This is a genomic window from Burkholderia sp. BCC0419, assembly GCF_902830285.1.
In the GTDB taxonomy this organism is placed as follows: Bacteria; Pseudomonadota; Gammaproteobacteria; order Burkholderiales; family Burkholderiaceae; genus Burkholderia.
In genome coordinates, this window is sequence record NZ_CADESR010000001.1 from 1,786,508 (window position 1) to 1,799,829 (window position 13,322).

Annotated in this window: 13 protein-coding genes; 2 read left to right on the forward strand and 11 right to left on the reverse strand. The window is 68.9% G+C overall.

Annotated elements, in window-relative coordinates:
• Window positions 1-73: 73 nt before the first annotated feature.
• The 7 genes from HWW87_RS07940 to HWW87_RS07970 all read right to left on the reverse strand — a co-directional run bounded on the left by HWW87_RS07940 (window position 74) and on the right by HWW87_RS07970 (window position 6,877).
• On the reverse strand, window positions 74-1,099 hold the full coding sequence (locus tag HWW87_RS07940) for an iron-siderophore ABC transporter substrate-binding protein (protein ID WP_175819861.1): 1,026 nt from the start codon (window positions 1,097-1,099) through the stop codon (window positions 74-76).
• A complete protein-coding gene (gene fhuF, locus HWW87_RS07945) occupies window positions 1,096-1,896 on the reverse strand; it encodes a siderophore-iron reductase FhuF (RefSeq protein ID WP_175819862.1) in 801 nt (266 codons plus the stop codon). Before fhuF ends, HWW87_RS07940 begins: the two co-directional genes overlap by 4 nt.
• Window positions 1,893-3,983 carry a Fe(3+)-hydroxamate ABC transporter permease FhuB gene (gene fhuB, locus HWW87_RS07950; protein WP_175819863.1) on the reverse strand — a complete coding sequence of 697 codons (2,091 nt, stop codon included), beginning with the start codon at window positions 3,981-3,983 and terminating at the stop codon, window positions 1,893-1,895. Before fhuB ends, fhuF begins: the two co-directional genes overlap by 4 nt.
• Window positions 3,980-4,828: an ABC transporter ATP-binding protein gene (locus tag HWW87_RS07955; RefSeq protein WP_175819864.1), complete on the reverse strand. Its 849-nt coding sequence runs from the start codon at window positions 4,826-4,828 to the stop codon at window positions 3,980-3,982. The genes fhuB and HWW87_RS07955 overlap by 4 nt, the downstream gene beginning before the upstream one ends.
• A complete protein-coding gene (locus HWW87_RS07960) occupies window positions 4,828-5,835 on the reverse strand; it encodes a TauD/TfdA family dioxygenase (protein ID WP_175819865.1) in 1,008 nt (335 codons plus the stop codon). Before HWW87_RS07960 ends, HWW87_RS07955 begins: the two co-directional genes overlap by 1 nt.
• Before the next feature lie 45 nt (window positions 5,836-5,880).
• On the reverse strand, window positions 5,881-6,123 hold the full coding sequence (locus tag HWW87_RS07965; RefSeq protein ID WP_006476052.1) for an MbtH family NRPS accessory protein: 243 nt from the start codon (window positions 6,121-6,123) through the stop codon (window positions 5,881-5,883).
• A gap of 85 nt (window positions 6,124-6,208) precedes the next feature.
• The gene (locus HWW87_RS07970; protein ID WP_174430368.1) at window positions 6,209-6,877 is read right to left on the reverse strand and encodes an RNA polymerase factor sigma-70; all 669 of its coding nucleotides are present in this window, start codon (window positions 6,875-6,877) and stop codon (window positions 6,209-6,211) included.
• Between the two features lie 293 nt (window positions 6,878-7,170).
• Here HWW87_RS07970 and HWW87_RS07975 point away from each other — a divergent pair, with 293 nt between their 5' ends.
• Window positions 7,171-7,428, forward strand: coding sequence for a hypothetical protein (locus HWW87_RS07975; RefSeq protein ID WP_174430367.1), 258 nt, complete (start codon window positions 7,171-7,173; stop codon window positions 7,426-7,428).
• Between the two features lie 46 nt (window positions 7,429-7,474).
• Window positions 7,475-7,612 (forward strand): HHHH-motif protein, encoded by a 138-nt coding sequence (locus tag HWW87_RS07980; RefSeq protein WP_175819866.1) that lies wholly within the window; start codon window positions 7,475-7,477, stop codon window positions 7,610-7,612.
• A 65-nt stretch (window positions 7,613-7,677) separates the two neighbouring features.
• Here the strand turns inward: HWW87_RS07980 and HWW87_RS07985 are convergent, their stop codons facing one another.
• From HWW87_RS07985 to HWW87_RS08000, 4 genes are all read right to left on the reverse strand, one after another.
• On the reverse strand, window positions 7,678-8,889 hold the full coding sequence (locus HWW87_RS07985; RefSeq protein WP_244107152.1) for a calcium-binding protein: 1,212 nt from the start codon (window positions 8,887-8,889) through the stop codon (window positions 7,678-7,680).
• Between the two features lie 183 nt (window positions 8,890-9,072).
• Entirely contained in the window at window positions 9,073-10,098 is a 1,026-nt protein-coding gene (locus HWW87_RS07990) for a fimbrial protein (RefSeq protein WP_175819868.1), read from the reverse strand.
• Window positions 10,095-10,841 (reverse strand): molecular chaperone, encoded by a 747-nt coding sequence (locus HWW87_RS07995; protein WP_175819869.1) that lies wholly within the window; start codon window positions 10,839-10,841, stop codon window positions 10,095-10,097. Before HWW87_RS07995 ends, HWW87_RS07990 begins: the two co-directional genes overlap by 4 nt.
• A gap of 17 nt (window positions 10,842-10,858) precedes the next feature.
• Window positions 10,859-13,312, reverse strand: coding sequence for a fimbria/pilus outer membrane usher protein (locus HWW87_RS08000; RefSeq protein WP_175820692.1), 2,454 nt, complete (start codon window positions 13,310-13,312; stop codon window positions 10,859-10,861).
• Between the last annotated feature and the right edge of the window lie 10 nt (window positions 13,313-13,322).

The following is a 13,322-nucleotide window of genomic DNA, read 5'->3' on the forward strand; positions in this document are numbered from 1 at the left end:
AAGGAAAGGCGGAAGCCGCTCGTCGTCAGGCCGATCACAACGCCCTGCCCGTCAACGCGGCATCGTTCGCCGCTCAGCGCACGGCCGGCAGCTTCAACATCGTATCGGTCATCACGTCGGCCAGCTTCAGTGCCGACATCGGGCCGCCGAACCCCCAGATGTTGCGCTCGATCAGCGCGATCCGGTGCGCCTTCAGCGCGGGCACGAAACGCCACACCGGCGAATCGAGTTTGCCCGACAACGGCACGTCCATCCCCGACGCGGTCACGAACAGCACGGCGAGGTCGCGCTGCCGCAGCAGATCGGCCGACGTCACGTACAGCGTGCCTTCCCGCGTCGGCTTCTTCGGCCACGGATCGAGCCCGAGCGCCCGCGCGAGGCCCGCGGACGTGCTGTTGCCCGTATAGGCCCAGTAACGATCGGGCAAGCCGAGATCCTGCAGCAGCGCGACACGCTCGCCGTGGCGGCCCGCGGCCGCGAGCCGCGCCGCATTGCGCGCGATGCCGGCGTCGAGTTGCGCTTCGACCGCCAGCGCGCGAGCATCGCGCCCCGTCACCGCGCCGATCGTCCGGAAGATCTGCCGCATCCAGTCGAGTTGCGTGACCGGCACGCCGCCTTCCGACACGTTCGGGCTGAACTGGAACAGGATCGTCGGCGCGATCCGGTCGAGCGCGTCGAAGATCGGCGCATGCCGGAAACCGACACCGATGATCAGGTCCGGCTTGACCGCCGCGATCGCCTCGAGCCCCGGCTCCTGCCGCGAGCCGATGTCGGTCACGTGCGCGAGCTGCTCGCTCCGGTAGCCGAGCCAGCCCGGATAGAACGCCGTATCGGCCATCCCGACCGGCACGATGTCGAGCGCGATCACGCTTTCCGCGAACATGAAGTCGAGCGCGACCACGCGCTGCGGCCGCACCGGCATCTTCGCGCTGGCCTGCGACACGACGGGATTGCCGGCCAGCGACACGGCGCCTGGCGTACCGCCGGCGCCCCCAGCCACGGAAACAGCGGCCGCCGATGCGGAAAATGCGCCGCAACATGCGGCGCCGAGTGCAGCCGCGAGTGCGCCGAGTGCATGCCGGCGGCCGGCGTGCGTCACCGGATCGCGTCCTGCTCGGCCAGCGCCGCGTCGTCCATCGTCAGTAGCAGGGGGCAGCTTCCACACAGTTGCGTTTCTCCAGGAATTTCGTAGCGCAGGCAGCACACGCGGCGCGCGCGAAACGGCGTCGGCAGCAGCGGCGAGCGCGGCACGGCATCACGCACCGGCACGCGCAGCGGATTCGGCTCGCCGTGCACGCAAGTCGACCCGAACAGCCAGTTCGCGTCGCCGACGGGATCGGCCGCGCACGGCAACGAACGACAGGTATCGAGCAGATAGTCGAGCAGATTGCCCGCGTTGCTCCACAGCACGCGCGGCGTGACGCGGCCCATCGCCGCGAGCAGGTCGATCACCGCGCCGAGATGCGCGACGAGCCCCGCATAGCGCGGCTCAGGATCGTCGCACGGCGCGCCGAGCGCATCGCTGGCGAAATACAGCGCGGCCGGCATCCCGTCGTCGAGCGCGACGAACGTGCGCTCGGGCGTCATGTCGAGCGGCCGGCCGAGCGTCAGCGCGGCGACGACGCCGGCCGGCGCCGCGCGGCCGAAATAGTATTTGCTCCATTGCGACATCAGCGCGCGTGCATGCTGCGCCGGATCGCCGCCGTAACGGTCGACCATCGCGCCGAGCACGGCGTCGAGGTGCGCGGGCAACGCGCTGACGGGCACGACGGTGCGGCCCGGCGCATGCGCATCGTCGGGTATGCCGAGCCACACGACATCGAGGTGTTCGGCGAACGGTTGCGGCGCGAACGCCGAAAAGCGCACGGCGCGCGCGCCGTCGAGCGCCGGCGTCATCGCCCCGCGCGCCGGGCGCGGCGCCCCTCGAGAATCAGCAGCCCGAGCAGGTACGGCGCGCCGATCAGCGCGGTCAGCACGCCGGCCGGCACTTCGCGCGGCGCGACGACGGTGCGGGCCGCGAGATCCGCGACGCCGAGGATCAGCGCGCCGCACGCCGCTGCGAGCCACAGCCGCGTGCGATGCCGGCGCGCGCCGAGCATCGTCGCGACGTGCGGCGCCATCAGCCCGATGAAGCCGACCGGCCCGACCGCCGCGACGGCCGCGCACGCGGCGAGCGTCGCGATGGTGAGTGCGAGCGGCCGCAGCGCGGCGACCGGCAGGCCGAGCGCGGCCGCCTGGTCGTCGCCGAGCGCGAGCATGTCGAGCGGTTTCGCGAGCCATGCGAATACGGGCACCGCGAGCACGCACCACGGCAGCAGCATCGACACCTCGCCCCAACTGCGGCCATACGTGCCGCCGACGAGCCACACGACGAAGCGCGCGGGCTGCACGCTTTCCTGCGTGATCAGCCATTGCGCGAGCGTGGTCCACAACGCGCCGATCACGATGCCGGTCAGCGCGACCGCGAGCGGCGCGTAGCGATGCCGGTGATTCAGCGCGAGTGTGATCGCAAGCGACAGCCCGCCGCCGATCAGCGCGGCGGCGGCAAGTGTCACGTGGCCCATCAGCGGCCACGTCGACAACGCGAACAGCGTGACGAGCCCCGCGCCCTGCGTGACGCCGAGCACTTCGGGGCCCGCGAGCGGATTGCGCACGACGCTTTGCATCGCGACGCCGCTGACCGCAAGCAACGCGCCGGCGAGCAGCGCGCACAGCAGGCGCGGCATGCGCAGGTCGATCAGCATGCGCGCGAGCGCATCGTGACCGGACAGCGCGGCCGACCAGCGCGCGGGCGACAGCCACTCGGGGCCGGCCGACACGCCGACCAGGACCACCAGCACGCCCGTCACGACGAACAGCGCGGTGCGCAGCGGCCAGCCGAGCCGTTCGAGCCAGCCGACGAGCCGCGTCGAGCCGCCGCCCGCCGTGCGTTCGGCATCCGCATGCAGCACGCCCGACCATGCGGCGCCGCGCCGGATCATCGCGAGCATCAGCGGCGTGCCGACCAGCGCGATCGCGACGCCGGTCGACAGCGTCGCGTCGAGGCCCGACGCGAGCACCGCGCTGTCGGTGACGAGCACGAGCGCGCCGCCGGCGAGCGCCGACAGCGGCACCAGCACGCCGAGCCGCGCCGCACGCGCACCGCGCACCTGGCGCAGCAGGTTCGGCGCGACGAGGCCGACGTACGACAGCGGGCCCGCGATACTGACGGCCACGCTCGTGAACGCGACCGCGACGATCGTCGCGGCGAGCCGCGTCGCATCGACGCGCACGCCGGCCGCGGCCGCCGCGTCGTCGCCGAGCGTGAGCGGATTCAGCGGCCGGATCACGAACGGCAGCGCGACCAGCGGCACGACGAGCCAGCGCGCGGCGAGCGCGAGGCCCGTCGCGCCCGGCTGGTACAGGCTGCCGTTGGTCCACAGCGCGGCGCCCGCGATGTTCTGCTCGAAGAACGCGAGCACGAGCGTCGACAGCGCGGCGAACAGCAGCATGCACACGCTGCCCGCGAGCACGAGCCGCAACGGCGTCGCGCGCCAGCCGCCTGCCGCGACGATCGCGCACGCGGCGGCAGCGAGCCCGCACACGAACAGCAGCGGCACCGACGCGACGCCCGCCAGCGCCGGCACGAGCATCGCCGCGAGCAGGCCGAGCTGGGCGCCGCCCGTCACGCCGAGCAGGTCGGGCGACGCGAGCGGATTGCGCGTGAGCGACTGGAACAGCGCGCCGGCGATGCCGAGGCAGCCGCCCGCGACGAGCGCGGCCGCGACGCGCGGCAGATTGAGGTCGAACAGGAATACGTGCGCGAGCGACGCGGCATCGCTGCCGGGCGCCGCGTCCCACCACACGCGCAGATCGGGGGCGATCCGCAGCGCCGCAAGGAGCGCGATCAGCGCGACGAGGCCGAACGCGATCGCGCCGGCCCGCCCCGTCGTCGCCCCTTTGCCCGTCGCCGCGAGGCGCTTGCGCATCGCGAACGTCGTCATACGGCGAGATCCCGGGCGAAAACGCCGGCCGCCTGCGGCGCGCCGTCGGTCGACGGCCCGTAGGCCGGCACGCACATCGGCGCGCCCGTCTGCGGATGCGCGAGCTTCAGCATCTCGACGCCGAACGCGGCACGCAGCCGCGCCGGATCGAGCATCGCGTCGGGCGTGCCCTGCGCGACGAGGCGGCCCGCGCGCATCAGCACGATCTCGTCGCTGTATGCAGCCGCCTGGTTCAGGTCGTGCAGCACCCACACGATCGTCAGCCCGCGCGCGCGGTTCAGCGCACGCAGCGCATCGAGGATGTCGAGCTGGTGATGAATGTCGAGATAGGTCGTCGGTTCGTCGAGCAGCACGATCGGCGCCTGCTGTGCGAGCGCCATCGCGATCCACGCGCGCTGGCGTTCGCCGCCCGACAGCGCACCGACGTCGCGCTCCGCATCGTCGGCAAGGCCGCTCGTCTCGAGCGCCTCGTCGATCGCCGCATGATCGACCCGCGACAGGCCGCGCAGGAAGCCGCCGTACGCATAGCGCCCGTACGCGACGAGCTCGCGCACCGTGAGGCCCGACGGAATCTGGTTGAACTGCGCGAGCATCGTCAGCTCGCGCGCGAGCGCGCGACGACGAAACGACGCGAGCGGCTTGCCGTTCACGTCGACATGGCCGGCACGCGCGGGCTGCAGGCCCGCCAGCGTGCGCAGCAGCGTGCTCTTGCCGCAGCCGTTCGGTCCGCACAGCGCGGTGACGCGGCCGGCCGCGATCGACAGGTCCAGCCCGTCGATCACGACATGGTCGCGATATCCCACCGACAGCCCGCGCGCGGCAAGCGCGGCGGTACTACGCGTCATCAATCCTCCATTCGGTCGCGCGGGACCGTGTAACTCTGCGCCATCGCGACGACGACCTTGCGCGGCCCCTCGAACGGGTCGCGTGCATGCGCGGTCAGCATGTTGTCGAGCATCAGCACGTCGCCGGTGCGCCACGGGAACACGATGCGCTGCTGGTCGAGCACGCCGCGGATCTGGGCGAGCGCATCGGCCTCGAGCGGTTCGCCGTCGCCGTAATACACGTTGCGCGGCACGTTCTCGAGCCCGACCGCGTCGACGAGCGCTTCCTGCATGTCGTCGTCGAGCGCCGACAGGTGAAACAGGTTCGCCTGGTTGAACCATACGCGCTCACCCGTGCGCGGATGGCGCGCGACCGCCTGGCAGCGTTCGCGCGTGCGCAGCAGCAGTTCGCCGTCATCGTCGGTGCGCCATGCGCAGTCGATGCCGCGCGCCGCACACATCCGCTCGACCTCGGCCGGCTCGTCGGTGCCGAACGACTGCTGCCACGGCAAATCGAGCCCCTGCCCGAAATTGCGCACGTACAGCAGCTCGCGCTTCTCGAAGCGCGCGACGAGCGCCGGATCGAGTGCGCGGTACACCGCGCGGCTGTCCGCGATCGGCGTCGCGCCGCCCTTCGGCGCGGCGAGCGCGCAGTGGAACCAGATCCGCAGCGGCCATTCGCGCGTGTACGACTGCTCGTTGTGCAGCGGAATCGCGCGGTGCGGCGGGTATTCGGTCGACGTGTACACCGCGCCTTCGACCTGGCTGCGCGGCGTCGACGCGTATTCATAGCCGATCAGCGGATCGCCGAACGATGCCGCGAATTGCTGGAACGTGTCGATCGACGGCACGTGAAAGCCCGTGAACAGCACGCCGCCCGCCCGTTCGAGCGTGTCGGCCGCGATCTCGCGCGCCAGCGGCGCGACGTCGTCGATCGACATCCCGTCGTTGCCGCGCGGCGACACGACGGTGGGCAGCCCCGGCTCGATACGCAGGTCGTCGAGCGTCGGCAACGAAAGCAAGGTCATGCAACGTCCTCTTCAGGTGGCGCGCCGCACCCGCGGCGCAGCAGGTCACGACGCGCGCGTCGCGCGCTCGCCGTCCATCGCGCGGCGCAGGCTCGCGGGGCGCATGTCGGTCCAGACCGTTTCGATGTGCGCGAGACAGTCGGCCTTCGGGCCGCTCACGCCGACTTCGCGCCAGCCGGCCGGCACGGGCCGGAACGTCGGCCAGATCGAATACTGTTCTTCGTCGTTGATGACGACCGTATAGACGAGATCGTCGGTGTCGGCGGAGGGCGTCGGGGCTTGCGTCATGATCGGAAATCGCTGGGCGGTTGAAGGAGGCGAAGCGGCGGATTCCGCCGCTCCTGTCTGATAGACGGTTGGCCGGCGCGTTTTTTTACCGCCGCCGTGCGCGGCCGCCCAGGAACACCGGGCATGCGACACCGCGATGGCACGCGTCGAGGCATTCCGCACAGTGGCGCTCCGCGTCGCGCACCATGAAATGCACGAGCGTCTGCGACACGTTCAGCGCGCGCGCCGCGGTCTGCAGCGTCTCCTCGCGCAGCCGCACCATCTCGAATGCCGCCCGGCTGCGCGCCGGCAGGTCGTCGAGCGCGGCGCACACGCGCCGCAGCGTGTCGCGCGTCATCAGCGCGGCTTCCGGCGTCGGCTCGGGCGACGGCACGTCGAAGCCGTCGTCCTCTTCCGTGTGATAGACGTTTTCCAGGCTTTGCCGGCGGCACGCGTCGATCGATGCGTTGCGCACCATCCGCGTCACGTACGCGACCGGCTGGCGCACCGCGTCCTGGTTCGGGAATTCGACGAGCTTCACGAACACGTCGTGCACGACGTCCTCCGCGCGGCTCGCGCAACCGACGAAGCCGCGCGCGACGTTGACGAGCATCGCGCGATGCGAGATCAGCACGTCGAGCAACGCGCCCTGCGCACGGGGCTCGGACACCCGGCGCGCCCGCGGCGCGGGGCGCGGCGGCAAGTCCGGATAACTGCCGAGGAACGGGTTTGCCGCTGTCGCCGCCGGTCGGTCGAGCACTTCCGCCATGGCCATCGATCTGCTCCGTCAAATTCCGAGATAACGAAATTTAACGTAAACGCAAATCATTCTCAATCCGATTACAGGATGCCCCTTCGAGTTGTCAGGATTTGTCTGAACAATTGCCGAAATCGTTGCCGGGGCGGACGGGTACGCGTCTGCGCTGCGTCGGCGACTTGCCCTCCGCCGACGCATGCTTTCACGTTCCTGACGAAGTGCCTGCACGTGTCATCGGCGGTAGCAACTTCTTACCACGTGAAATTTTGGGGGCTCGTACGATCGACTTGCTGTTTCCAAGGGAGAACAACATGAAATCCATCGTGTTATCCGCAGTCATGGTTGGCGCGCTGTCGAGCGTGATGCTCAGCGGCTGCGTCGCCTACCCTGGCCCTGCCGAAGTCACGATCGGCTGGCATGGCGATCGTTACTGGGACGGAAATCGCTACTGGGAGCGCCGCGACTGGGAAGCCCGGCATGCCGGCCCGCGTGACGACCGCGACCGCCGCGACGATCGCCGGGATGACCACCGCGACGACCGTCGCGACGATCAGCGGCCGCAGTGGTGATGCGGCTGCGCACCCTTGATCCATCATTCAACGACCGGACCTCGACATGAAGACGCTACTGAAAACCCTCACCGCCGCCGCCGTGGCCGCTGCCGTACTCGTGCCGGCCATCGCCGAAGCGCATCCGCACCGCGTGTGCCACTTCGAGCATCACCGTCACAGGGTGTGTCACTGGGTGCGGTAAACAAAACAAGGCGCCGTAAAACCGGCGCCTTGTTTCATCGCTTCACCTGCATGCGACCATGCTCGCTAGCGCACGGCCGGCAACAGCAGCCGGCACGACGCGAGCCGTGCCGGGATGACAGGCATGCGGCAGACGCTTCGCTGCATCGCTGCCTTCGGCTGCGCCGCCCGCACCCGCAACGCGTCGGCCCCCGGGCTCGCCGGCCGCAACGCGCGTAGTGTTGCCGCATCGATGTGCACTTGCCAGAACTGCGGCCTATAGTCGGGATCGCCGTCGCGATAGCCCTGCCCCGTGATGGTTTGCCCGTCGGGGCTCACGCCGATCACGTTGGCCAGGTTCAGCGTGCCGACCGACAGGCCGGCCCCTTCGAGCAACGCAACGAGGCTGCGCATGCCGCTTTGCGGCGTCCACACGAAGACGCGCTCGACACCGGTCTGCCCGTTGCTCGAGCCACCGATGACAACCTGCCCGTCCATACTGATCGACAACGCGTAGCTGCTGTCGTCGCCGTCGAGAAAACCGAGCCGCTGGATGCTGTCGCCACCGTTCGTCCACAGCACGGCCTCCGAGTCGACCCGTTGTCCATCCGGCGTGACCACCAGGGTGCCGAGCGAGCCGGCAATCGTCCGTTCGTCTTCGGTCACGCCACGGGCCAGATCCATTCTGGCTACGCCCGCGTTGATCGTCGGCAACAGTCGCTCGCCGAATCGTTCTGTCCACAGGAGCGCACGCGAGCCATACACGCCGTCGACATTGCCGGCGAACCCGGCTGCCGCATTCCCGGACGAGGTCATCGCAAGCAAGTGCACGAGATAGTCGCCACCCGGCGGCAACTCGCGGAAACCCCTCGGCTGGTCCCACATGAACCGTGCATTCCGGCCACCTGCCGCCATGAAGCTGCCCGTCATCCTCGTGCCGGCGAGGTTCGCAACGTCGACCCATGCGTCCCGGCCCGCCGTATCCGGAACGAGTTTCTGCGTGCGACCGTCGCCGGGCCATCGCACCGCCCATCGATCGACGTTACTGCTGTCCGCCTGGCGCGCGCTGATCGAACCGCCGATCACCTGCCCATCGGCCGACACCGTCCGTGCCTGCGAGTCATAGGCGTTCGCCGGCGCGGCCAGCCGCTGCCAGCCTGTCGCGGCCGACCACGAGAAGGCCATCGAGCTACCGGGCTGCGCTTCGCTCCAGTAGGAACCAATGATCGTCTTGCCGTCCGCGCTGACGGCATTGCCCTGGTACTGCACGTCGCGCGGCCCGCCCAGGTCGCCGATCACCGTCAGCGAATAACCGCCGGCCGATACCGTCTGCGCATGAACTGCGCTCATTGCCGACACGGCCAGCACGGCCGCGACGACACTGCGTCTCGGATGCATCTCCTTCTCCTCCGTCAGTACATCAATGAAAATCCCTTGCGGGCAGCACGTTGCGCGGCGCGCGCCGCTCATGCAGCACAATGCTCAATACAGGAAAATCCGGATCGTTGCGGCCGCGTCGAACGGCCCGATCTTCGGTGGTCCGAACGACTTGAGCACCGCATCGAGCATCACGGTCTGATTCGCAACGTTGGCCGCAAACTGCGTGAGCGTGAACTGTTTGTTGAAGTCGATTGCCTTGCCCTGGCTGTCCTCGAGGCCGATCCCGAAGTTGCTGTCCTTCGCCGGCACCAGCAAACCGTTCTGCACGGTGCCCTTGGTCGCCTCGAAATAGCCGTCGACGCGAATCGGGATGCTGCATTTCTTCGACAGCGACAGCGAGAACCGCCGGCGCGGCACGGCAGGCAGGAAGCCGTTGCCGGTGGTCTGCACCTGACCGAAATTGACGATGCCGGGCTCGGGCGTCACCAGCACGTCGACGAGGCAGGGTGTCGGCTTCAGACGCGACAACCCGCTCAACCGGTACTGGAAACTCGATCGAGCCGCGTTGAGGCCGCCCCTGCCGTCGAACTGAAAGACCGCATAGATATCGTTCGGCGGCTGTATCCATTGGCCCTTCTTGCGCACCACCACCTGATAGGTGATGCTGAGCGGCACCTTCGGGCAGAGCCCTCGGTCGAAGTTCCATTGCGAACACGTGCCAACGGTGGTGGTGGTTTCCACGCGCGCGCCCGGCCCGCTGCCCAGGCCGAAATAGTCCCGGCCACCATAGCGAATGCCGATCTCGAGCCCCCAGGCGGCAGGATCCTGCGATCTCGGGTTCGCGTAGAAGTAAACCAGTTCGGCAAAGTTCAGTGCGGCCCCGCCGTAGTCCTTGTAGCAGTACCCCGTCGTCGTGCGTGGCGGCGATACCCAGATCACGTATCCGTCCGGCGCATCCGTCGGATACGATGCGACACCGCCGATCGACTCGGTGAGTGAATCCGCGCCGCCGTCCGCCAGGCAGCGCAGCGCCCACGCAGGCTGCACGGCCGCGACCAGCACCGCGAGCACGACCCACCTCAGCCACGCCGCCGCCGGCGACACCCGTTGACACCCCGCCCCCCTCATTTCTTCACACTCCTGCAAGCACCGGCCTCGCACGCATACTCGACCGCCACCTGGCCGCCGTAATCGTCGATATGCGTGACGAACAGCGTCGCCGGCGTCGCCGCCTTGAACGGCACGTCGGCCGTGCTCATCGGGCTCACCATCACCGGGTCGATCGGCACCGGCGCTTTCTGCGCGCCCGCGCTCACGCCGACCACCGTCACGTGGTACGGCGTCGGGTTGTCGAACACCAGCTTGTGCGCGGCCGCATCCACCCGCAGCGTCATCGGCAGCGTCCAGTCCTCGTCGCGCGCGGGCTGCACGGCCTTCGGCCGGTAGAACAGCTTCATCTGCGTATGCAGCGCGATCTGCAGCGTGTTCGGCGTATCGGTCTTCGGCGGCACTTCGCGGATGTTCAGGTAGAACACCGTTTCGCGATCGGCCGGCAACTCAGTGCCCGGCAGCTTCGCGATCCGCAGCACGTTGCGCTCGTTCGCCTCGACCCGCTGCAGCGGCGGCACGACCATCAGCGGCGACGTGGTCTTGTTGCCCTTCGCGTCCTCGAGCCACGACTGCACGAGATACGGATACGTCGTGCTCTTGTTGGTGATCGTCACGATCGCGGCCTGCTCGCCTTCGTTGAAGATCACGCGCGTGCGATCGGGCACGATCGCCGCATGCGCGGCGCCTGCCAGCATCGCGCCGACGGTCGCGAACACGCACAGCGCGCGCCGCGGGAAAGGAAGGGAGAAAACGTTCTTCATCGCTGGATCCATGGAAATCATCGTTCGCCCCGCGCGGCCGCCGCATGCGACTCGCCGGGTGTCCGGCACGTCACCGGAATCGGCGTGCCTTCGAGTTGAAGCTGGTTCGGCAGTGCGTCGATCGTGCACAGCGTGCGTTCGCCCGCCCGCACCGCCAGCGCGGATTTCGGCTGAACCTGGGTCAGGAACGCCGCACCGCCCTCGCCGACGATGCCGAGTTCCTTGCCGTTCGCCGCGTCCTGCACCGACGCGCCGAACGGCAGCGGCTTGCTGGCCGCGTCGGTCAGCGTCAGGTACAGGTTGCTGCCGCGCGCGGCGGAGAACTTCACGAAGCCGATCGCGCCATCGGTCAGCACCATGCGCTGGATCGGGTTCGTCACCTGCACTTCGAGCGGCAGCTTCTCGACGTTGACGGTCGCGTCGTACACGTTGTACGGCGAGATGCCGTCGAGCACCGCGTAGCCGCGCGAATCGGTATGCGTGAGCGTGCCGGACAGCGGCACGTCGGGCACGCCGTCAGTCGACACCAGCAGCCGCGTATCGCCCGCATTGCCGTTCGCGTGCGCGGACACGCCGTACTGCGTCGCGACGAACGAACCGTCGACTTCGAGCGATGCGGCCGCATACGCATTGGCGAGCGTCGACGCCTGCGCGTTCAGCTGGTACGTCGACGTGCGCTGGCGGAAGCTCGCGTTCGCCGACGCGCGGCCGTCGGTCTCGCCCGCGTTGATCTGGTACGTGCGGCCGGCCGAATCGTCGTAGATGTAGCCCGCGTTCACGCTCGTGCTGCCGCTGCCCGTCGTCAGGTTCGACGTGACGGTGTGGCGGCCGCCGATCGGCAGCGTCGCGGTCACCGAGAACTGGTTGCCGCTCGCGCCCGCGCTTTGCGTGCGGAAGGCCGACACGCTGACGTTCAGGTTGCGCAGCGTGCCGATCGAGAACGCACGTGTGAGCGTCAGGCCGACCCGCTGCTCGGACGCACGCGCCCAGTAGGTCGTCTGGTCGTACGAGAAATAGGTCGACGTGTCGCCGAAGCGCTTCGACATCGTCGCCGAATAGCGCTGCTTGCTGTTGGCGAGGCCGTATGACGTCGGATCGCCGGAGAATTGCGCGAAGTTGGTGTACTCGCGCTCGGAGAAGCGATAGCCGAAGAAGCGCACGTCGGCATCGAGCCCGTCGAAGTGCTTCGAATAATTGATGCGATACGAGTTGCCGTTGCGTGTCGCGCCGCTCCACCACAGGCGCGCGCGCGCGTGCGTGACGTCGGCCGACACTGCGCCGAAGGCGCCGAAATCGCGGCCGACGCCGAGCGCGACCGACGTGTAGCCCGACGCGGCGATGAAGCCGCCATAGGCGGTGATGTCGAACGGCAGGCCGTACGCGATTTCGCCGAAACCGAAGAACGGCGTGATGCCGGCACCGCCGAACAGGCGCGGCTTGCCGACCGCGGCCTTGTAGCGCAACTGCCCGGTGCGCGCGAGGAACGGCACGGCGGCCGTCGTCACCTGGAAGCGCTGCACGCTGCCGTCCTCTTCCTCGACCGCGACGTCGAGCGTGCCCTGCACGCTCGTGTTGATGTTCTGCAGCGCGAACGCGCCCGGCGACACGCGCGTCACGTACAGCACGCGGCCGGCCTGCGACACGGTCACGGTCGCGTTGGTGCGCGCGACGCCCGAGATCAGCGGCGCATAGCCGCGCAGCGATGGCGGCAGCATGCGGTCGTCGCTGCGGATCGACGCACCCGTCAGCGCGAACGTGTCGAAAATGTCGGAGGTCAGGTAGTCGTCGCCGAACGTCACCGTCGACTGGATCGACGGCAGCGCGCGAAAGGCATAAAGCCGGCTGAAGCGGAACGTGCGGTCCGCGTACGCGGTGTTGCCCACGTTCGATTGCGCCTGGTAGTCGCCGCGAAAACGCCACGCATCCCAGTTCGCGCCGACCGTCCCGTAGGCCTGGATCGAATTCGTCTGCCCGCCGCCCGCACCGAAGTTGCGGTTCGTGTTCGCGATCACGCGATAGTCGAGCATCGCGCCGGGAATCCCTTCGGACCAGTGGTCCGGCGGCAGGTAAGTCGAATCGGTGAATTCGAGCGCGGCCTGCGGAATCGTGATCTTGAGCCGCCCGTCGCTTTTCAGGTAACGCACGGTCGCCCCTTCGATCGCAGCCAGGTCGACGCAACTGCCGCCCTGGAAGCGCGGCAGGTCCTTGAGCAGCGACGGCTTCAGGCCGAACCGCTCGACGAGCGCCGGTCGCAGGCACGGCTTGCCCGCACCCGTCGCATCGACGGCCACGAATTCGATCGGCTGCAGTCCGAGGTACAGGTCGTTGACCTGCACGTCGAGCATGTATTCGCCGGGCAACGTGAAGTCCGGCTGCGAGAACTGCGACAGGTCGACGTTGCTCGTCCCGTCGATGTCGAGGAACGACGAATTGAATTCCGTCGCCTGGCTCTGGCTGCCGACGACCAGCACGGAGACGCAA